The sequence below is a fragment of the Nocardioides speluncae genome (genome assembly GCF_003121585.1).
GTDB lineage: Bacteria > Actinomycetota > Actinomycetes > Propionibacteriales > Nocardioidaceae > Nocardioides > Nocardioides speluncae.
On sequence record NZ_QEOO01000050.1, the window covers coordinates 1 to 18,286 of the forward strand.

The following is an 18,286-nucleotide window of genomic DNA, read 5'->3' on the forward strand; positions in this document are numbered from 1 at the left end:
TCGGGCCAAGCTTGCGATGGGTCACGAACACGGAGGAGAACCAGCCGGTTCACCCTGCCAGCCAGCCCCGGGCCAGCCACCACTGACACTCACAGCTTGCGAAGACCCTGCGTCGACCCGGAGCTCCGCTGGCGGCGCTCTCACACGTCGACACGAGCCGGGTCAGGTGGGGATCTTGGGCGGGGTCGTGGTGACCTTGGCCGCCGGCGGTGCGACGACCTCCACGTCCTGGCCGTAGTCGGAGTAGGCGATCGTGGTTGTGGACAGTACGCCGGTCGCACGGGTGACGGCGATGGTGCGGATCGGCCGGTTCTCGGCGTCCAGCCACAGGTCGATGTCGATCGGCGCGTCCGGGTCGGGAAGCAGCGCCGCCTCGTCGGCACGGCCGAGCGCGGTGTAGTAGTCGGTCACGTCCAGAGTCACCGAGTACCTGACCGCGGGGGTGTCGCCGATATCGTCCGGCCCGACCAGTGCGAACCTCTCCGGGTCCTGCAGCGCCTCGAACTGGCGCTGGGGGTTCGCGGTCTCCACCAGCTGCGCCATCGACGCGGCGAGTCCTTCCGTCGCCTGCATGTTGACCTGCCACCACGGCTTGGCACCCGGGTTCAGGCCGGCGACGTACACCCGGCCGTCGAGGAGCACGATCTGCAGCGTGCGGCCGTTGCCGCCCGGAATCCGCAGGTGGGAGGCGAGCTGCCCGTCGTCGGCGAACTGCACGTCGGCCTCGGCCGGCGGCTCGGCCGCGGCGCCCTCGGTGCGGATCTGCGACCGCAGGTGGAAGGTCTCCGCAGCCAGCTGGGAGTCGCGCATGGCCTGGTAGAACTCGGCCTCGTCGAGCCGCTCGAAGCCCTCCGGTAGCTCGATGTCCGCCTTCGCCGGCCCGTCGTCGTCGCCGCTCGCGAACACGAAGACAAGGCCGAGCGCGACCACCGCCGCCGCTACCGCACCGATCAATACCAGCCGTCTTTTGTCGCGCACCCGGCGAATGCTATGCGCTGACCGGGCGCAAGTGGTCATGCCCGGAGGTTCTTCGAGGGTCTGAGTGGTCAGGGTGCGTGCAGCGCAAGGCGGCGGAGGGAGGCGGGCCGGTGGCCCGTAGACCGACGACAACGCAGCGATGTGCGTGCCATGGCCGCCCAGACCCCGACGAACTTCCGGGCATGACCACTAATGGTTCCTGAAATCCACTGACCGGGCACTTCTGGTACCAGAAGTGCCCGGTCGGCGTGTTGGGTGAAACCAAAAGTGCCCGGTCAGCGTCAGGCCTGCGCCTCGTCCTCGGACGCGACGTTCTTGGTCCGGTTGGGGTCGACCTGGACGCCGGGGCCCATGGTCGTGGAGACGGTGACCTTCTTGATGTAGCGGCCCTTGGAGCTGGACGGCTTGAGCCGGAGCACCTCTTCGAGCGCGGCGGCGTAGTTCTCCGCGAGCTGCTGCTCACCGAAGGACGCCTTGCCGATGATGAAGTGCAGGTTGGCGTGCCGGTCCACCCGGAACTCGATCTTGCCGCCCTTGATGTCGTTGACCGCCTTGGCGACGTCGGGCGTCACCGTGCCGGTCTTCGGGTTCGGCATCAGGCCACGCGGGCCGAGGACGCGGCCGAGCCGGCCGACCTTCCCCATCATGTCCGGGGTCGCGACGACGGCGTCGAAGTCGAGCCAGCCGCCGTTGACCTTCTCGATCAGCTCGTCGCCACCGACGACGTCGGCGCCGGCCTCGCGGGCAGCCTCGGCCTTGTCGGCGTTGGCGAACACCAGGACCCGAGCGGTCTTGCCGGTGCCGTGCGGGAGGTTGACGGTGCCGCGGACCATCTGGTCGGCCTTGCGGGGGTCGACGCCGAGACGCATCACGACGTCAACGGTCTCGTCGAACTTCTTCTTGCTGGTGGTCTTGGCGATCTTGATCGCCTCGAACGGCTGGTGGAGGGCGTCCTTGTCGAACGTCTCCGCCGCCGCGCGGTAGGTCTTGCTGCGCTGCATGGCTTTCTCTCTTCTGTGGTGAAAGTGCGTGGTTAGCGGGCCAGCGCGGCCCTCCCACTTGATCAGTCGGTGGTAACGCCCATCGACCGGGCGGTGCCCTCTACGATCTTCATCGCGGCGTCGATGTCGTTGGCGTTGAGGTCGGGGAGCTTGGTGGTCGCGATCTCGCGCACCTGGTCCTTGGTCAGCTTGCCGACCTTGTCCTTGTGCGGGACCGACGAGCCCTTCGAGAGGCCTGCGGCCTTCTTGATCAGCTCCGCGGCCGGCGGGGTCTTGGTGATGAACGTGAACGAACGGTCCTCGTAGATGGTGATCTCAACGGGGATGACGTTGCCACGCATCGACTCGGTCTGCGCGTTGTAGGCCTTGCAGAACTCCATGATGTTCACACCGTGGGGACCGAGGGCGGTACCCACCGGCGGGGCCGGAGTCGCGGCGCCAGCCTGCAGCTGCACCTTGACCAGCGCAGCAATCTTCTTCTTGGGAGGCATCTTCTTCTGATCTCTTTCTTGTCCGTGGTCATGACGAGGGCGTACGGCGCGCCCTCTGCCACCTTGTTGTTGCTCTGGGCTCAGACCTTCTGGATCTGGTCGAAGCTCAGCTCGACCGGAGTCTCCCGGCCGAAGATCTCGACGAGGGCCTTGACCCTCTGCGACTCCGCGTTGATCTCGGTGATCGTCGCGTGCAGCGTGGCGAACGGGCCGTCGACCACCATCACCGAGTCGGCGACGCCGAAGTCGGCGACCTCGATCGGCTTCTTGGTGGCGGGCGTCGCGGTAGCGGACGGCGTACCGGCTGCGGCGGCCTCGGCCTCAGCAGCGGCGACCACGGCCGGGGCCAGCATGGTCTCGACCTCGTTCATGCTCAGCGGCACCGGCTGGTGGCTGTGACCGACGAAGCCGGTGACCGACGGCGTGTGCCGGACAGCGGCCCAGGACTCGTCGGTGAGGTCCATCCGGACCAGCACGTAGCCCGGCAGGACGGTCCGGCGGACCATCTTGCGCTGGCCGTTCTTGATCTCGGCGACCTCTTCGGTGGGGACCACGATCTCGTGGATGTAGTCCTCCATGTTGAGGGAGATGATGCGGTTCTCGAGGTTCGCCTTCACCCGGTTCTCCATGCCGGAGTAGGTGTGGATCACGAACCAGTCGCCCGGCTTTGCCCACAGCTCCTGCCGGAACTCCTCGAGGGGGTCGCCGGCCTCGGGCTCGGCTGCCTCGTCCTCGGCCAGTTCCTCGGCCGACTCCTCGGGCTCCTCGACCTCTGCCTCGGGCTCCTCGTCGACCGAGACCTCGTCAGCAGGCTCCTCGGCCGGCTCTTCAGCCGACTCCTCGACCGCGGCCTCGGGGGCCTCGGCCGTGGGGTCGACGAACTCGTCGTCCGTGGACTGGTCGTACTGCTCCGACACGTGCTGCTCCGTCACTCGATTGCTTTCATGCGCGTCCGGTCCCGGGCGCGCTGTGGGACACCCTGGCCGGCGGCGTACGGCCGCGGCTGCGGCCTACTCGCCCGTCTCTCCGGCGAAGATCGCGAAGACGAGCTTGCCGAAGCCGAGGTCGAGTGCGGAGACGAGGCTCATCATCACGATGACGAACACCATCACCACCAGGAAGTAGGTGACCAGCTGCTCCTGCGTCGGCCAGACGACCTTGCGCAGCTCAGCAACGACCTGTCGGTAGAACGTGGCGGGACTCGTGCGCTTCTCACGCCTGTCGTCGCGCGATCCGTGCACGGCCTTCGACTCCGTCACGCCTTCACCTCATCGATCCGTTGACCAGTTGTCCTTGCAGGGCACGAGGGACTTGAACCCCCAACCTTCGGTTTTGGAGACCGATGCTCTGCCAGTTGAGCTAGTGCCCTTTGCCGGTCTCCAACCTACACATGCAGGGCATGGGTAAGCATGTGGAGAACCACCAAACGAGGAGTGTACGGGGCTGCCGAGGCGGCGTCCAAACGCAGCCTCGGCAACCCGTGAATGCGACCGGTTAGCAGTCGCGCAGCTCCGGGCTCTGGTTGAGCAGCTGCCCGCGCGGCGAGACGAACTCGGCGTACGCCGCACCGTCCACCTCGCTCGGCAGGAACGCCGCGACCTTATGGCAGTTCTGGAACGCCAGCCGGACGCCGAAGTGCCGCTCCAGGCCGCCGCGGATCGCGTCCGAGGCCAGCGCGCGCAGCAGCTGGCCGCGCTCGGCCTCACTGGGCGGCGGCACCGCGTGGTCGGCGTACGGCGCGTCACCGGCCCCGAGGTCGGTGGTGACGGTGCTGATCACGCTCCACGCGTAGGGAAGCGACTCGCGGACGACGTCGACGAACTCGGCGTCGGTGACCTCGTCACGCTCGGCGCGCTCGAGCGTGGCTTGGGGTACATCGAGGGACATATGCTGCCTTTCAGGGTTGGGTTGGGTGGAGCAAACTCAGTCGACCAGCGAGAGCGGGCCGTGGACGAAGTCCGGGTCGATCTGGTCGGTGAGGTCGGCGCCGGCGCGCTCGTTGCCCCACGCCAGGGCGTTGCGGCGGTGGAACTCCGCGGCCTGCCGCTGGAAGCGGACCCAGTCCTTCGGCGTACCGTCGGCGAGCTCGGTCATCCGGGCCAGCGTGTCCCGGTTCTCGGGCTCCAGCCGGTCGATCGGGCGCACCTCGCCGCGCTCTGCCGCGCGGACGTGGGCGGATCTGCCGACCCACCCGAACAGGGCATCGCCGACCTCGCCGCGGAGAAACTCCAGGTCGTCGAGGTCCTCGACCTTGTTGCCGATGACGGCGATCTGGACGCCGAAGTCCCGGGCGTGGTCGCGGTACTGGCGATAAACACCGACGCTGCGGACGGTCGGCTCGCATACCAGGAAGGTGACGTCGAACCGGGTGAACAGCCCGGACGCGAACGCGTCGGCGCCGGCGGTCATGTCCACCACGACGTACTCCCCCGGGCCGTCGACCAGGTGGTTGAGCATCAGCTCCACAGCGCCGACCTTGGAGTGGTAGCAGGCGACGCCGAGATCCGTGTCGGCGAAGGGGCCGGTGACCGCGAGTCGTACGCCGCGCACCTCACGCACGCACTCGGCCCAGACGGGGTTGTCGCTGGCGACTCCGAGCAACCGGGAGCCGGCGCCGGGTGGCGTGGTCTTCATCATATCGGCCGCGGAGGCGATCCGCGGGTTGTCGCCGCGGAGGTACTCCTTGATCAGCGGCAGCCGGTCGCCGAGCGTCGGCCATGAGGCTGCCTCGGTGTCGCTGGCGCCGAGCGCCACGGCGAGGTGCTGGTTAATGTCGGCGTCGACGGCCAGCAGGGGCCGGCCGGTCGCCGCAAGGTGACTGATGAGCAACGACGACAGTGTGGTCTTCCCACTGCCGCCCTTGCCCACGAACGCGATCTTCACGGGGTTCCCATCCATCGTCAGGGTGCGGACACAGCTGCGCCCGGCGTGACAACCGGACACAACGGACAGCCTAGATGAGAACGACTCTCATTCGCTACTACCTACCGCCGGTGCGTCGCGATGAATGCCGGATGGGCAGGTGCTCCTCGCCTCTGCCGCAGGTGTCTGGGACGATGTCCCCCGTGACCGAGCAGAACGTGACGAACACGCCCCTCAGCCAGCGCCCCGCCGACCAGATCGCTGCCTTCCGCACCGCTCAGGAGGCGGCGTACGACGCGCTCAAGGGGCGCGGCCTGAAGCTCGATCTCACGCGCGGCAAGCCCGCCTCGGCCCAGCTCGACCTCTCCGACGAGCTGATGTCGCTGCCCAAGGGGCAGTTCGACCGGGCCGGCGTCGACACCCGCAACTACGGCGGCCTCGAAGGCATCCGCGAGCTCCGCGAGATGTTCGCCGACCTGCTCTGGGTCGAGCCGGAGCAGGTCGTCGCCGGCGGCAACTCGAGCCTGGTGATGATGCGCGAGGTGCTGACCGACCTGTGGCTCAAGGGCGGCGTCGACAGCGAGCGCCCGTGGAGCGCCGAGGAGAAGGTCACCTTCATCTGCCCGGTGCCCGGCTACGACCGCCACTTCACGCTGCTGGACTGGTTCGGCATCGAGACCGTCACCGTCCCGATGAGCGCCGACGGGCCCGACCCGGACGCCGTCGCCCAGCTGGCCGCCTCCGACCCGAGCATCAAGGGCATGTGGGTGGTGCCGACCTACGCCAACCCGACCGGGTCGATCGTGACCCAGGAGATCGCCGAGCGGCTGGCCTCGATGCCGACCGCGGCGCCCGACTTCAAGATCTTCTGGGACAACGCGTACGCCTTCCACCACCTCACCGAGGAGGAGGCCAAGAGCGCCGACGTACTCTCGCTCGCTGCCGCGGCCGGCAACCCGCACCGGCCGGTGATGTTCGCCTCGACCTCGAAGATCACCTACGCCGGCGCCGGCGTCGCCTTCATTGCCGGCTCGGTCGAGACCGTGAAGTGGTACACCACCCACCTCGGCAAGGGCGCCATCGGCCCGGACAAGATCAACCAGCTCCGGCACGCCCAGTTCTTCGGCTCGCCGCAGGGCGTTCGCGACCACATGGCCAAGCACCGGGCGATCATCGCGCCGAAGTTCGACGCGGTGGAGCAGGTGCTGACCGAGCGCCTCGGCGGCCTCGGGGTCGCCTCGTGGACCAAGCCGAGCGGCGGCTACTTCGTCAGCCTCGACGTACTGGACGGCACCGCCGCCCGGGTGGTGGCGCTCGCCAAGGAGGCCGGCGTCGCGCTCACCCCGGCGGGTGCGTCGTTCCCGCAGGGCCAGGACCCCCACGACCGCAACATCCGGCTGGCGCCGACGTTCCCTGAGCTTCCCGACGTCACCGCCGCGATCGACGCTGTCACCACCTGCGTCCTGCTCGCCGCCGCCGAGAAGCTCGCCGGCTAGTGGTTATCTCCGGAAGTTCGTCGAAGGGTCTGAGTGATCAGGGTGCGTGCAGCGCAAGGCGGAGGAGGGAGGCGGGCCGGTGGCCCGTCGACCGACGACAACGCAGCGATGTGCGTGCCCTGGCCGCTCAGACCCCGAAGAACTTCCGGAGATGACCACTAGACCCGGCCCTGGCTTGCGCGACGTACACACCCTTCCGAAGGCGCATCTCCACCTCCACTTCACGGGGTCGATGCGGCACTCCACCCTGCTGGAGCTGGCCAAGCGGGACGGCATCGTGCTGCCCGACGCCCTGGTGGACGAGTGGCCACCGCAGCTGTCGGCCGCCGACGAGAAGGGCTGGTTCCGGTTCCAGCGCCTGTACGACGTCGCGCGCTCGGTGCTGCGCACAGAGGACGACGTACGCCGGCTGGTCGTGGAGGCGGCCGAGGACGATGTCGCCGACGGTGGCCGGTGGCTGGAGATCCAGGTCGACCCGAGCGGTTACGGCGCCCGGTTCGGCGGCATCACCGCCTTCACCGACCTGGTGCTGGACTGCGTGCGCGACGCCTCCGAGCGCACCGGGCTCGGCATGGCCGTGGTGATCGCGGCCAACCGGACCCGGCACCCGCTCGACGCCCGCACCCTGGCCCGGCTGGCCGGTCAGTACGCCGGCCGCGGGGTGGTCGGCTTCGGCCTCTCGAACGACGAGCGGCGCGGCCGCACCGGTGAGTTCGCGCCGGCATTCCGGATCGCGGACCGGGCGGGGCTGCTGCTGGCCCCGCACGGCGGCGAGCTGCGGGGACCCGACCACGTCCGGATCTGCCTCGACGAGCTCAACGCCGGCCGCCTCGGTCACGGCGTCCGCGCCGCCGAGGACACGGAGCTGCTCGACCGGATCGTGCAGCGCGGGGTCGCGCTGGAGGTATGCCCGGTCTCCAACGTCGCCCTCGGTGTCTACTCCGACCTGACCTCGGTGCCGCTGCCGCAGCTGATGGCCGCCGGGGCGACCGTGGCGCTGGGTGCCGACGACCCGCTGCTGTTCGGGTCCCGGCTGGCCAGCCAGTACTCCACGATGCGCGTCGCGCACGACCTGTCCGACGCGCAGCTCGCCGAGCTCGGCCGGATGTCGATCCGGGCGTCCTGCGCTCCGGACGAGGTGAAATCCGCGCTGCTGGCCGAGATCGAGGTTTGGCTGGCCGAGATTCCTGCAACGATCCCGTCATGACGTCGTCAGACGACGAGCCCACGCGGCTCCCCGAGGACTTCCTACGCAAGCCGTCGGACCAGCCGCCCGCCCAGCCGCCCATCGAGCCGCCGCCCATCGAGCCGCCGGCCGACGCGACACAGGCGTACGGCACGCAGCCGTTCCCACAGCAGGACTACGGCCAGCAGCAGGCGCCGTACACACAGCCGACGTACGGCGCGCCCGGGGCCTACCCGCAGCAGGGCTACCCGGCGTACGGCTACGGCTACCCGCCGGCGGTGGCGCCCAAGCACCCGTCGGCGACCACGGCGCTGGTGCTCGGCATCGTCGGTCTGGTCAGCTTCGCGGTCTGTGGCTGCGTCGCGGTGGTGTCGCCGTTCGCGTGGTACCTCGGCGCCAAGGCGAAGCGGGAGATCGACGAGTCCGGCGGTCAGTACGGCGGCCGCGGCGAGGCGCAGGCCGGCATGATCTGCGGCATCATCGGCACCGTCCTGCTGATCCTGATGATCGTCGCGATCGGGATCTTCGTCGCGATCGGCATCGCCGGCGGCTTCGACGACGGCTCCAGCACCACGACCTACTGAGTCACGCGGAGCTGGGTCACAGGGAGCAGCCGACCAGCACCGGCTCGTTGACCAGCCGGACGCCGTACTTCAGCTCGACGCCGTCGCGGACCTCCAGCGCCAGCGCCAGCAGGTCGGCCGTGGTCGCGTCGCCGCGGGTGGTGAGCGCCAGCGTGTGCTTGGTCGACAGGCTGACCCGCTCGTTGCCGTAGCCCTTGTGGAAGCCGGAGCGCTCGATCAGCCAGGCAGCGCTGGTCTTCACGGTGCCGTCGGGCTGCGGCCAGCGCGGCGCGTCCTCGGGGAGGGTGGCGATCTGCTCCGGCGTCAGGAACGGGTTGGTGAAGAACGAGCCGGCGCTCCAGGTGTCGTGGTCGTCCCGGTCGAGCACCATCCCCTTGCCACGGCGCAGGCCGAGCACCGCCTCCCGGACCTCGGCGAGCGGCGCCCGCTCACCCTGCTCGACGCCGAGCGTGCGCGCCAGCTCGGCGTACTTGATGGGTGCGCTGAGCGTGCCCTGGGCGAGCTGGAAGGTGACGTCGAGTACGACGTGGCGCAGCGGGTCGGCCTTGAACCGGCTGTGCCGGTAGCCGAAGCCGCAGTCGGCGTTGGCGAAGGTGCGCACGCCCTTGAGGACGCGGTCCCAGACCCGGACTCTGGCGACGGTCTGGGAGACCTCCTGGCCGTAGGCGCCGACGTTCTGGATCGGGGTTGCGCCGATCGACCCGGGGATCCCGGAGAGGGCCTCGATGCCGACCCATCCGGACGCGACCGCCTGGGCGACCACGTCCTCCCAGGTCTCGCCGGCGGCGATGGTGACGGTGACGCCGCCGCAGGTCGGGTCGGCGCCGGGCTCGTGGTCGGCGGTCACCCCGCGGGTGGCGACCCTGACGACGGTGCCGGGGAAGCCTTCGTCGGCCACGACCAGGTTGCTGCCGCCGGCCAGGACCAGCAGCGGCTCACCGGCCTCGTCCGCGCTCCGGACGGCGTCGATCAGCTCCGTCTCGGTCGTCGCCTCGACCCAGGTGGCGGCGGGCCCGCCGAGCCGGAGGGTGGTGTGGTCAGCCAGCCTGGCAGTCGGCTCAGCCACGCAGCACCGCTTTGGGCAGGCCGAGCACCTTCTGGCCGTCGCAGGTGACGGTGAGCGACACCGTGGTCAGCCTGTCGTCGCCCTCGGCAGCCTCGCCGGAGACCTCGATCTCGGCCCCACCGTCGGCGGGTACGACGACCGGGTTGGTGAACTTGCAGCCGAAGCTGACCACTTCGGCGTCCGGGAACCAGGTCGCGACCGCGCGAGCGGCGAGCGCCATCGTGTACATGCCGTGGGCGATCACGCCGGGCAGGCCGACGCTGCGCGCGACCTCCTCGTCCTGGTGGATCGGGTTGTGGTCACCGCTGGCTTCGGCGTACGCCACCAGGTCGGCGCGGGTGATCGTGAAGGCCTGCGGTGCGAGGCTCATGCGTCGGCCCCCCGGTGGACCAGGGTGGCCTTGGTGGTGCAGACGACCAAGCCGTCGGCGTCGGTGATCTCGCTGGCGGTGCCGATGATGTCGGCGCCGCCGATCTGGCGCAGGCTGGCGACGGTGAGCGTCGCGGAGAGTACGTCGCCGGGCACGATCGGGCGGGTGTAGCTGAACCGCTGCTCGCCGTGGACGATCCGGAACAGGTCGACCTGCTCGGCCTCGAGGAACGCGTTCATCGCCTCGAAGGCGAGCACGATCGGGAACGTCGCCGGCGCCGGGCCGCCGTCGTACGTCGCTCCCGTGGTGGCGACGAACGCGCGCACCTTCTCCTCCGACACGGCGTACGGCTGGGTGGGCGGATAGGCACGCCCGACGAGGGACTGGTCAACCGGCATGGCGTCACGCTAGCAACGCGGTGAAGCCGGCGAGATACGACTCCTCGTCGACGTCGTCGAGGATCAGGCCCTGCAGGGCGAACCCGATCATCAGGCTGTACATCGACCGGGCCATCTGGTCGAGGTCGCCGTCGGGTCCGAGGTTGCCGTCGGCGCGGGCCCGGGCGAGCACCCGGGCCCAGGACTTGATGATCGAGTCGATGTTGGTGCGCACGATCTCCTTGACCTCGTCGTCGCGCGCCGCTTCGGACCAGGCATGGATCGCGATCCGCGGCAGACCACCCTCGCTGTCGGCGGTGAGCCCGCGCGCACGGGCCAGCACGACCTCGAGTGCGCCCGGCAGCGTCACCTGGTCATCGCCGTCGGCGAGGGTGTCGAGGTCGGCGGCGAAGCCCCCGACCGCGCGCCGCGCGATGGCCTGGATCAGGTCGTTCTTGCCCTTGAAGTAGCCGTAGACCGCGCCGGCAGAGAGCCCGGACTCGGCGATGACGTTGGCCATCGTCATCTTGTGGAACCCGTCCCGAGCGACACAGCGCATTGCCGCCGACAGGATCTGGTCGCGACGGGCGGTGCGGTGTTCCTCGGTCACTCTGGGCATGCGCCTCACAGTAAAACGAATATTCGTTCTTGACAAGGCGGCGGTCGTGGATCCACAGTTGAGCCATACAGAACGAACATTCTTTTTAGGAGCTCGACCATAAACCCCAAGAAGCTCACCATCGCAGTCCTCGGCCTGACGGCACTCCTCTCGCTCGTCCTGGTCGCGTTCACCTGGCCGGCCAGCGAGCTCGAGCCGCGCGCCGTACCCGTCGCGGTGGTCGGGCCGCCGCAGGCCGTCACCGCCTTCGAGCAGGGCACCGCCCAGCTCGGCGAGAACGCCCTCGACCTCACCACCCTCGACTCCCGGGAGGAGGCGGTCGAGGCGATCCAGGACCGCGAGGTGTACGCCGCGTTCGTGCTCGATCCGGCCGGCACCGAGACCCTGACCGCCTCCGCCGCCAGCCCGACCGTCGCCCAGCTGGCCCGCGACATCGGCAGCCACGCGGCCGGACCCGATGCGCCTCCCGGCACCGTGACCGACGTCGTACCGCTGCCGGAGGACGACCCGCGCGGTGCCGTGTTCTCCTCCGGGGCGCTGCCGCTGGCGATCGGCGGCATCATCACCGGCGTGGTCTTCGGGCTGGTCTTCCGGGGTCGTGAGGAGCGGGTGATCGGCGTGCTCGGCGTCTCGGCGGCTGCCGGCCTGGCGCTCGCGGGCGTGATGCAGGGCTGGCTGGACGTGCTGGGTGGCAGCTACTGGGCAAACGCTGGCGTGATGGCGCTCGGCATCGCCGCGATCGCCGCGGTCATCGTCGGCCTGGTCAACCAGATCGGGCCGCCAGGCATCGCGCTGGGCGCGATCGTGGTGATGCTGCTCGGCAACCCGCTGTCCGGCCTCACCTCGGCGCCGGAGCTGCTGCCGACCGGCTGGGGCGCGTTCGGCCAGGTGCTCCCGCCCGGCGCGACGGGGACCGGGCTTCGGTCGACGGCGTTCTTCGACGGCGCGGCCGTGGGTACGCCGCTGATCGTGCTCGGCTGCTGGGTGCTGGCCGGCGTCGTACTGATCATGCTGCCCTCTCGGCGCACCACTGAGGAGGTCCAAGCGGTGGCAGTTTCACAAGGGACCTTGTGAACCTGTCCCGACCCGCGCGAAGTTTCCAACGGGCTGGGACGGTTTCACAAGGGACCTTGTGAAACAGCCCGGCCATGCCACGCCACCCGCAGATGCGTCGAGGGCGGCCACCCAACGATCGGGTGGCCGCCCTCGGCGGTGGTTAGGGGTGACGCGTCAGCGCGTTTCCTTGTGCTCGGTGTGCTTGCGGCAACGCGGGCAGAACTTCTTCATCTCAAGCCGGTCGGGGTCGTTCCGACGGTTCTTCTTGGTGATGTAGTTGCGCTCCTTGCAGTCCACGCAGGCGAGCGTGATCTTGGGGCGAACGTCAGAGCTCTTGCTGGCCACGGTAGGTCCTTCGTTGAAGCGGATGGTGCTGCGCGGGTGCTACGGGTAGCGGGCGGTTCGTGTAGCGGGGGCGGGACTCGAACCCGCGACACCACGATTATGAGCCGTGTGCTCTAACCACCTGAGCTACCCCGCCGCCGAGAGCCCCTTTACGGAATCGAACCGTAGACCTTCTCCTTACCATGGAGACGCTCTGCCGACTGAGCTAAAGGGGCAACGACCGAGAAGAATACACAGGGCAGCGCCGATCCCGAAATCGGCTGCAGCCCCGTTGCAGAGGCTACTCCGAGGACCTCCAGAGGGCCACGAAATAGGTCAGGCCGAAGGGGTCGTCGCGGTACCTCAGCTCGGCGCGGGACGCCTTCGGGATCGCCCTGCCCAGGGCCGCGAACGTGTGCCGGCCGGTCACCATCAGCTCCGCCGCGAGCTGCTGGTCCAGGCCGGCGAGAGCGGTGCCGTCGCCGGCGGCCAGCGCCTCGGCGAGACGGTCGTCGAAGGCGAAGCTGCGCTCGTCGAGATGGCCCGGCGCGGCCTGGCCGCGGCACGCCGTACCGTCGCCGAGGACGAGCAACCCATGCCCCTCGAGACAGGTCAGCGGCGGACCGGTGCTCGGCTCCGTGATCGGCACGATCTCGGTGGGTACGGCGACCTCGGCGAGGGCAAGCAGCTCGGTCGCGACCTGGGCGGCCAGCGGGCCGCTGCCGGCCCGCCCACTCGGGCGCCGGTAGTCCTCGGGTGCGCCGACGATCCCGCTCGGCACCAGCACCGCCAGCGCATCCAGTCCCTCGGCGAGGTCGGCCACGGTCTCGACCGCCGTCTTGCGGAGGTCGGTCATCGGGTCGACGAGGCCGCTCTCCCCCGGCAGGAGCAGCGGCGCCATCGGGACGACGGCGGCCCTCATGCGAGGGCCCGGGTGGCGCGGGCGGGCGGGCGTACGCCGCGGATCGAGGCCACCATGTCGAGCACCTGCCGGGTCTCGACGACCTGATGGGCACGGAACACTCGGGCGCCGTGCCAGGCGCTGATCGCGGTCGCAGCGAGGGTGCCGGTGAGCCGCTGGTCGGTCGGCAAGTCGAGGGTCTCGCCGACGAAGTCCTTGTTGGACAGGCTCACCAGCACCGGCCAGCCGGTCGCGACCATCTCGTCGAGGCGGCGGGTGATCTCCAGCGAGTGCCAGGTGGTCTTCTCGAAGTCGTGGGCCGGGTCGATCAGCACCGACTCCCGCCGTACACCGGCCGCGACGGCACGCTCGGCCAACGCCACCGTGTCGCGGATCGCGGCGGCGACCACGTCGTCGTAGCTGACGCGGTGGGGAGGCTGGCGGGGCGTCGCGTTGTTGGTGTGGGTGCAGACGTACGCCGCACCCGCAGCCGCCGCCACCTCGATCAGCTCCGGGTCGTGGCCACCCCACGCGTCGTTGACCAGGTCGGCGCCCGCCTCGCACACCGCCCCGCCGACGCTCGCGCGCCAGGTGTCGACCGAGATCACCAGGTCCGGGAACTCGGCGCGCACCCGGGCCACGAAGTCGACCGTGCGCCGGGCCTCCTCCTCGGCCGTCACCTCGTCCCCCGGCCCCGCCTTCACGCCGCCGATGTCGACGATCTCGGCGCCCTCGGCCACCACCTCACGGACCCGGTCGAGCGCCGCCTCCTCGGCGTACGTCGCGCCCTTGTCGTAGAACGAGTCGCGGGTGCGGTTGACGATCGCCATCACCAGCAGCGCGTCGTCGTCGAAGGTGTGGCGTCCCAGCCGGAGCATGCCATCGAGCCTAGGCAACCCGCCCCAGCCAGCGCTGACCGGGCACGAACGGCGAACCATATGTGCCAGGTCGACGTGCCTCAGGAACCATTTGTGCCCGGTCAGCGCCTTGCGCGTGGCGGGGTCAGTCCTGGATGCGGGCCCAGGGCTGGGCCTGCTCGAGCTCGAAGCCGAGCTCAAGGAGGCGGGCCTCGCGGCCGGCAGCGGCGGCGAACATCATGCCGAGCGGCATTCCGTCGGTGGTCTGGCCGAGCGGCAGCGAGAGGGCGGGGTCGCCGGTCGCATTGTGGAGCGGGGTGAACACGACCCAGTCCCGCAGCCGCTCCAGCCGTGTCTCGAAGTCGACCTCGGCGCCGACCCAGCCGAGCTTCGGGGTGGCGGTGCCGAGGGTCGGCGTCAGGATCACGTCGTACTGCTTGAACACGCGGGCGGTGAGCCGGCGGCTGGCGCGCAGCCGCGCGATCGCGAACGGCAGCATCGGCATCCGGCGACGGGCGAGCTGGGCGAAGCCGAGCGTGATCCCGTCGTGCTTGGTCGGGTCGTAGCTGGCCCCGAACGCGCGGCGGCCGGTCTGCATCACGAACAGCGACAGGAACGACCAGTAGGTGATGAAGTCCTCGGTCAGGTAGTGCGGGACCGGTGGGGCGATCTCCTCGACGTGGTGGCCCAGGCCCTCCAGCAGCGCGGCGGTCTTGAGGGTCTGCTCGCGGACCTCGGGCGTGGATGCCCGGTCGGGGGACCGGGTGACGACCGCGATCCGCAGCCGGTCCCGGCCCGGACCGGTGACCTCGCCGACCGGCGGCAGGGCGCGGTTGCGATAGACCCGCTCGGCCTCCCGGAAGAACGCCGCCGTGTCCCGCATCGACCGGGTGACCACACCGTCCGCGACCACCTGGACCGGCATCTGCCGCAGCTCCTTGTCCGACGGGATCCGGCCGCGGGTCGGCTTGAGCCCGACCAGGCCGTTGACCGCCGCCGGGATCCGGATCGAGCCGCCGCCGTCGTTGGCGTGGGCGATCGGCAGCGCGCCGGCCGCGACGAAGGCCGCGGCACCCGCCGACGAGGCGCCGGCGGGGTGCTCGGTGTTCCACGGGCTGGCCACCGAGCCGAGCCGGGCGTGCTCGGCCGTCGGCGTGAAGCCGAACTCCGAGAGCTGGCTCTTGCCGAGGGTGAGCATCCCGGTCGCGTGGTACATCCGCGCGTAGTCGCCGTCCGCGCGCGAGGGCGGCATGGTGAACGCGTCACTGCCGTTCTGGGTGGGGATGCCCGCGACGTTGGAGTTGTCCTTGACCAGCGTGGGTACGCCGGCGAAGTAGCCGCCGCGCGGGTCCTTCGCCTGCATCCGGGCCCGGTCGTAGTCGGCGTACGCTAGGCCGTTGAGCTCGGGGTTGACCTTCTCGATCCGGGCGATGGCTGCGTCGACGACCTCCGGGATCGAGACCTGCCGGCCCTGGATGGCCTCGACCAGACCGACCGTATCGAGGTCGCCGAGAGCGTCGTCGGTGAAGGCGTGCACGCGTGTCATGGCGGTCACGTTACTTCTCGGTCACAACGGATGTCAGTCCGCCGCTCACGGAGAAAGACTCCAGGTCGCCCGCGGGTCCTTGGCGGACTTCCCGTCCCACACCACGAGGCCCGCCTCACGAAGCGAACCCATTGCCTTGGTCACGGTGGGCCGACTAAGTCCGCTCAGGTCCACCAGGTCGCCTGTACCCAGCCGCTGGCCGGCTTGGCGCAGCAGGTCCAGCAAACCTTCAGCGCCATGCGGCAACTGCCCACGCAGCTCGTCGGGCAGGCGCGAGGTTGCCGAGAGGACAAGCCGCACCGAACCCGCAGTCTGGGTGTAGACCGGATCACTGAGTCCCTTGGCTCGCATCTCGTCGAACATCCGGGGTATACCCTCACCCAGCTCTTGAGCAATGCCGAGGTCCGTGCAGACCCGAGCGATTCTGGGGTTGCGCGCATATCTAGAGATCTCCATGGGGCGACGCGGATCAACCAGACCGGGGAACCGACCTGGGCTCTCGATCTCGATCCGATCGGGGAACAGCGACACCCGAATGTTGTCGCCGGCCGCGCTGTACGAGCGATGGATGACGGCGTTGACGAGGCCCTCTAGCCACGCATCCGCGGGCACGATGGGCTCCGCAACAAACCGACCGCCGGGCGCAAGGACGCGGCGCTTCGCAATCCACTGACCGATGCCATTCGCCGCGGCATTGAGCACGTCCGGTAGCGGGCCTTCCACGCGTTGGTCGCCGTCGGCGGCAAGCGACTGGCGGGCGCCCGTCCCGCGATCCGAGGCCGTGTAGCGGAGCACGCGCACGTGTGCGTGCGGCAGCAGATCCTGTGGATGCTCGCCGAACAGTAGGTAGGCCGCAACGGTCACCTCTTCGTCTCGGGTCAGGAGGCTGCGCGCTCGCAAGACCGCGGCAAGCGGTCGCTGGGAACCGACGGACGCGAGATAGCTCGCGGTATGCAGCGGGTGGAGCGCCGAGAGGGTCACGCCGGCGAGCGGCGTCCCATCGTAAGGCGCCGAACCACGGTCGTAGTGGAGCTCTTGACGCTGGTGAAAGGACAGACGTCGCGACTCGTCGCCGACTCGCAGGTAGCAGTCGCCTCTCGTCATCTCGTGGACCATCTCGCCCGGTTCGACACGGAAGACGAGCAGACTGTCGGGCTCCTGCTTGTCGTTGATGCACTCGATCTCTTCCACGGCGACGCGCACGGTCGGAACCGTGTGATCCATTGCGGCCTGCCGTAGGTCATTGACCTTGTGCGCAAGATGCCGCACACCCTCGACCCGACCACTGTGCAGTCCGACGACAACCGTGCCACCTTCGGCGTTGGCGAACGCCACGAGGGACTCCGCCAGGTCTCTCGGGGCGATGCGAACTGACTTGCGATCGAACCACTGGTCCTCGGCAAGTACCAGCAGTGCCTCGCCGACGCCGGCTGAACCGATGGCGAGCGCCTGCTCCACTGCATTTCCGGTCATCGCATTACTCTAAATGATTTAGAGTAGTTTGCAAGACGCCCCGCCGTTCAGATGACGAGAAACAGGAGCGGCAGCAGGCCGGCGATGGCCAGCGCGGTGAGCCCCATCGACAGCCCACTGAAGGCGCCCTCGGTCGGGTCGTCGTGGAGGGCGCGGGAGGTGCCGATGCCGTGGGAGACCGCCCCCATCGCCAGGCCGCGGGCGCGGTGATCGCGAAACCTCAGCAGCGTGAGGACCGCGGGTGCGGCGACCGCGCCGAGGATGCCGACGACGATGCTGAGTACGGCGGTCAGCGGCGGCAGTCCACCGATGGTGTCCGACAGCGCGATCGAGACCGGTGTGGTCGCCGCCTTCGGCGCCATCGTCCGCTGCAGGGTGTCGCCACCGCCGAGCGCGCGCACGGTGAGCACGGCAGTCACGATCGAGACCGCGGCGCCGACCGGGATCGCCACCAGCATCGGCAGCGCCAGCTCGCGCAGGTGATGGGCTTGCCGGTGCAGCGGTACGGCGAGCGCCACGGTCGCGGGACCGAGGAAGAAGCCGATGATGCCGGCACCGGTGAGGTACGCGTCGTACTCCACGTCGAGGGCCCACAGCGCCAGGCCGACGGTGACGATCGCGACCAGGACCGGCTGGGCCAGCGCATGCCCGCCGGTGCGCTCGTGGAGCTCGCGCCCGAGCCGGTAGCCGGCGAGGGTGAGGAAGACGCCGAGCAGGGGTGAGCTGCGCAGCCAGTCCAGGACCTCGCTCATGCCCGCCGCCTACGGAGCAGCACTACGAGCCCGGCGACGGTGACCAGGCCGGCCAGCCAGGAGACGAGGAGTCCGGCCGCGATCGGCAGCGCGTCCTCGCGCAGCAGCGTCAGATAGGTGACCACGCCGACGCCGGCCGGGACGAACAGCAGCTGGAGGTGGCGCAACAGCGCGTCCGCGGCGCGGATCGTCGGGGACTCGTCGCTCGGCCTACGCCAGCGGAGCAGCACGAACAGCAGCGCCATCCCGACGACCGGCCCGGGCAGCTGCAGGTCGAGCGCCCGGACCACGACCTCACCGGCGAGCTGGCAGGCGAGCAGCCAGAGCAGCCCGTTGATCACCGGCTG

General features: G+C 69.7%; 22 protein-coding genes and 3 tRNA genes. 4 read left to right on the top strand and 21 right to left on the bottom strand.

Features of this window, described 5'->3' with window-relative positions; translation table 11 throughout:
- Positions 1-162: 162 nt before the first annotated feature.
- The 8 genes from DDV73_RS25845 to DDV73_RS25880 form a co-directional block, all read right to left on the bottom strand.
- The gene (locus DDV73_RS25845; protein ID WP_154402916.1) at positions 163-978 is read right to left on the bottom strand and encodes an SCO4651 family lipoprotein; all 816 of its coding nucleotides are present in this window, start codon (positions 976-978) and stop codon (positions 163-165) included.
- Between the two features lie 281 nt (positions 979-1,259).
- Positions 1,260-1,979 carry a 50S ribosomal protein L1 gene (rplA, locus tag DDV73_RS25850; RefSeq protein WP_109510163.1) on the bottom strand — a complete coding sequence of 240 codons (720 nt, stop codon included), beginning with the start codon at positions 1,977-1,979 and terminating at the stop codon, positions 1,260-1,262.
- A gap of 62 nt (positions 1,980-2,041) precedes the next feature.
- Entirely contained in the window at positions 2,042-2,470 is a 429-nt protein-coding gene (gene rplK / locus DDV73_RS25855) for a 50S ribosomal protein L11 (RefSeq protein ID WP_109510164.1), read from the bottom strand.
- A gap of 80 nt (positions 2,471-2,550) precedes the next feature.
- Positions 2,551-3,387, bottom strand: a complete 837-nt coding sequence (gene nusG / locus DDV73_RS25860; protein ID WP_240617484.1) for a transcription termination/antitermination protein NusG — start codon at positions 3,385-3,387, stop codon at positions 2,551-2,553.
- Between the two features lie 93 nt (positions 3,388-3,480).
- A complete protein-coding gene (secE, locus tag DDV73_RS25865) occupies positions 3,481-3,729 on the bottom strand; it encodes a preprotein translocase subunit SecE (protein ID WP_109510166.1) in 249 nt (82 codons plus the stop codon).
- 37 nt (positions 3,730-3,766) lie between these two features.
- A tRNA-Trp gene (locus DDV73_RS25870) sits at positions 3,767-3,839 on the bottom strand.
- A gap of 125 nt (positions 3,840-3,964) precedes the next feature.
- A complete protein-coding gene (locus DDV73_RS25875) occupies positions 3,965-4,357 on the bottom strand; it encodes an SCO5389 family protein (protein WP_109510167.1) in 393 nt (130 codons plus the stop codon).
- 36 nt (positions 4,358-4,393) lie between these two features.
- On the bottom strand, positions 4,394-5,368 hold the full coding sequence (locus tag DDV73_RS25880; protein WP_240617485.1) for an ATP-binding protein: 975 nt from the start codon (positions 5,366-5,368) through the stop codon (positions 4,394-4,396).
- Between the two features lie 158 nt (positions 5,369-5,526).
- Between DDV73_RS25880 and DDV73_RS25885 the strand changes: the two genes are divergently transcribed.
- The 3 genes from DDV73_RS25885 (at position 5,527) to DDV73_RS28950 (ending at position 8,598) form a co-directional block, all read left to right on the top strand.
- Positions 5,527-6,828 carry an aspartate aminotransferase type Ic gene (locus tag DDV73_RS25885; RefSeq protein ID WP_109510169.1) on the top strand — a complete coding sequence of 434 codons (1,302 nt, stop codon included), beginning with the start codon at positions 5,527-5,529 and terminating at the stop codon, positions 6,826-6,828.
- Positions 6,829-6,979: 151 nt separating this feature from the next.
- A complete protein-coding gene (locus DDV73_RS25890; RefSeq protein ID WP_109510170.1) occupies positions 6,980-8,035 on the top strand; it encodes an adenosine deaminase in 1,056 nt (351 codons plus the stop codon).
- Positions 8,032-8,598: a DUF4190 domain-containing protein gene (locus DDV73_RS28950; RefSeq protein ID WP_206051105.1), complete on the top strand. Its 567-nt coding sequence runs from the start codon at positions 8,032-8,034 to the stop codon at positions 8,596-8,598. The genes DDV73_RS25890 and DDV73_RS28950 overlap by 4 nt, the downstream gene beginning before the upstream one ends.
- Positions 8,599-8,614: 16 nt before the next feature.
- Here the strand turns inward: DDV73_RS28950 and DDV73_RS25900 are convergent, their stop codons facing one another.
- The 4 genes from DDV73_RS25900 to DDV73_RS25915 are packed head-to-tail and all read right to left on the bottom strand — an operon-like array spanning position 8,615 to position 11,030.
- Positions 8,615-9,664, bottom strand: a complete 1,050-nt coding sequence (locus DDV73_RS25900; RefSeq protein ID WP_109510171.1) for a UDP-N-acetylmuramate dehydrogenase — start codon at positions 9,662-9,664, stop codon at positions 8,615-8,617.
- Entirely contained in the window at positions 9,657-10,034 is a 378-nt protein-coding gene (locus DDV73_RS25905) for a MaoC/PaaZ C-terminal domain-containing protein (RefSeq protein ID WP_109510172.1), read from the bottom strand. The genes DDV73_RS25900 and DDV73_RS25905 overlap by 8 nt, the downstream gene beginning before the upstream one ends.
- Positions 10,031-10,432 (bottom strand): FAS1-like dehydratase domain-containing protein, encoded by a 402-nt coding sequence (locus DDV73_RS25910; protein WP_109510173.1) that lies wholly within the window; start codon positions 10,430-10,432, stop codon positions 10,031-10,033. Before DDV73_RS25910 ends, DDV73_RS25905 begins: the two co-directional genes overlap by 4 nt.
- A 4-nt stretch (positions 10,433-10,436) precedes the next feature.
- Complete coding sequence (locus DDV73_RS25915; protein ID WP_109510174.1) at positions 10,437-11,030, bottom strand: TetR/AcrR family transcriptional regulator; 594 nt, start codon at positions 11,028-11,030, stop codon at positions 10,437-10,439.
- A gap of 216 nt (positions 11,031-11,246) precedes the next feature.
- Here DDV73_RS25915 and DDV73_RS25920 point away from each other — a divergent pair, with 216 nt between their 5' ends.
- Positions 11,247-12,104 carry a hypothetical protein gene (locus tag DDV73_RS25920; protein ID WP_240617487.1) on the top strand — a complete coding sequence of 286 codons (858 nt, stop codon included), beginning with the start codon at positions 11,247-11,249 and terminating at the stop codon, positions 12,102-12,104.
- A gap of 156 nt (positions 12,105-12,260) precedes the next feature.
- Here the strand turns inward: DDV73_RS25920 and rpmG are convergent, their stop codons facing one another.
- The 9 genes from rpmG to DDV73_RS25965 form a co-directional block, all read right to left on the bottom strand.
- A complete protein-coding gene (rpmG, locus tag DDV73_RS25925) occupies positions 12,261-12,431 on the bottom strand; it encodes a 50S ribosomal protein L33 (RefSeq protein ID WP_109510176.1) in 171 nt (56 codons plus the stop codon).
- 62 nt (positions 12,432-12,493) lie between these two features.
- Positions 12,494-12,567: transfer RNA gene (locus DDV73_RS25930), tRNA-Met, on the bottom strand.
- 6 nt (positions 12,568-12,573) lie between these two features.
- Positions 12,574-12,646: transfer RNA gene (locus tag DDV73_RS25935), tRNA-Thr, on the bottom strand.
- A gap of 65 nt (positions 12,647-12,711) precedes the next feature.
- On the bottom strand, positions 12,712-13,332 hold the full coding sequence (locus tag DDV73_RS25940) for a class III extradiol ring-cleavage dioxygenase family protein (protein WP_154402917.1): 621 nt from the start codon (positions 13,330-13,332) through the stop codon (positions 12,712-12,714).
- Positions 13,329-14,189 carry a dihydropteroate synthase gene (folP, locus tag DDV73_RS25945; protein ID WP_109510178.1) on the bottom strand — a complete coding sequence of 287 codons (861 nt, stop codon included), beginning with the start codon at positions 14,187-14,189 and terminating at the stop codon, positions 13,329-13,331. The genes DDV73_RS25940 and folP overlap by 4 nt, the downstream gene beginning before the upstream one ends.
- A gap of 124 nt (positions 14,190-14,313) precedes the next feature.
- Entirely contained in the window at positions 14,314-15,714 is a 1,401-nt protein-coding gene (locus DDV73_RS25950; protein ID WP_109510179.1) for an amidase, read from the bottom strand.
- A 45-nt stretch (positions 15,715-15,759) separates the two neighbouring features.
- The gene (locus tag DDV73_RS25955) at positions 15,760-17,187 is read right to left on the bottom strand and encodes an ATP-binding protein (protein WP_109510180.1); all 1,428 of its coding nucleotides are present in this window, start codon (positions 17,185-17,187) and stop codon (positions 15,760-15,762) included.
- A 47-nt stretch (positions 17,188-17,234) separates the two neighbouring features.
- A complete protein-coding gene (locus DDV73_RS25960) occupies positions 17,235-17,939 on the bottom strand; it encodes an LrgB family protein (protein WP_109510181.1) in 705 nt (234 codons plus the stop codon).
- A complete protein-coding gene (locus DDV73_RS25965; protein ID WP_109510182.1) occupies positions 17,936-18,280 on the bottom strand; it encodes a CidA/LrgA family protein in 345 nt (114 codons plus the stop codon). The genes DDV73_RS25960 and DDV73_RS25965 overlap by 4 nt, the downstream gene beginning before the upstream one ends.
- Between the last annotated feature and the right edge of the window lie 6 nt (positions 18,281-18,286).

What these genes read in the sequence shown, in the direction of transcription:
- rplA (WP_109510163.1), bottom strand. Translation starts at nt 1,979, where the DNA reads ATGCAGCGCAGCAAGACCTACCGCGCGGCGGCGGAGACGTTCGACAAG.
- rplK (WP_109510164.1), bottom strand. Translation starts at nt 2,470, where the DNA reads ATGCCTCCCAAGAAGAAGATTGCTGCGCTGGTCAAGGTGCAGCTGCAG.
- DDV73_RS25875 (WP_109510167.1), bottom strand. Translation starts at nt 4,357, where the DNA reads ATGTCCCTCGATGTACCCCAAGCCACGCTCGAGCGCGCCGAGCGTGAC.
- DDV73_RS25880 (WP_240617485.1), bottom strand. Translation starts at nt 5,368, where the DNA reads ATGGATGGGAACCCCGTGAAGATCGCGTTCGTGGGCAAGGGCGGCAGT.
- DDV73_RS25885 (WP_109510169.1), top strand. Translation starts at nt 5,527, where the DNA reads ATGTCCCCCGTGACCGAGCAGAACGTGACGAACACGCCCCTCAGCCAG.
- DDV73_RS25890 (WP_109510170.1), top strand. Translation starts at nt 6,980, where the DNA reads ATGACCACTAGACCCGGCCCTGGCTTGCGCGACGTACACACCCTTCCG.
- DDV73_RS28950 (WP_206051105.1), top strand. Translation starts at nt 8,032, where the DNA reads ATGACGTCGTCAGACGACGAGCCCACGCGGCTCCCCGAGGACTTCCTA.
- DDV73_RS25905 (WP_109510172.1), bottom strand. Translation starts at nt 10,034, where the DNA reads ATGAGCCTCGCACCGCAGGCCTTCACGATCACCCGCGCCGACCTGGTG.
- DDV73_RS25910 (WP_109510173.1), bottom strand. Translation starts at nt 10,432, where the DNA reads ATGCCGGTTGACCAGTCCCTCGTCGGGCGTGCCTATCCGCCCACCCAG.
- DDV73_RS25915 (WP_109510174.1), bottom strand. Translation starts at nt 11,030, where the DNA reads ATGCCCAGAGTGACCGAGGAACACCGCACCGCCCGTCGCGACCAGATC.
- DDV73_RS25940 (WP_154402917.1), bottom strand. Translation starts at nt 13,332, where the DNA reads ATGAGGGCCGCCGTCGTCCCGATGGCGCCGCTGCTCCTGCCGGGGGAG.
- folP (WP_109510178.1), bottom strand. Translation starts at nt 14,189, where the DNA reads ATGCTCCGGCTGGGACGCCACACCTTCGACGACGACGCGCTGCTGGTG.
- DDV73_RS25950 (WP_109510179.1), bottom strand. Translation starts at nt 15,714, where the DNA reads ATGACACGCGTGCACGCCTTCACCGACGACGCTCTCGGCGACCTCGAT.
- DDV73_RS25955 (WP_109510180.1), bottom strand. Translation starts at nt 17,187, where the DNA reads ATGACCGGAAATGCAGTGGAGCAGGCGCTCGCCATCGGTTCAGCCGGC.
- DDV73_RS25960 (WP_109510181.1), bottom strand. Translation starts at nt 17,939, where the DNA reads ATGAGCGAGGTCCTGGACTGGCTGCGCAGCTCACCCCTGCTCGGCGTC.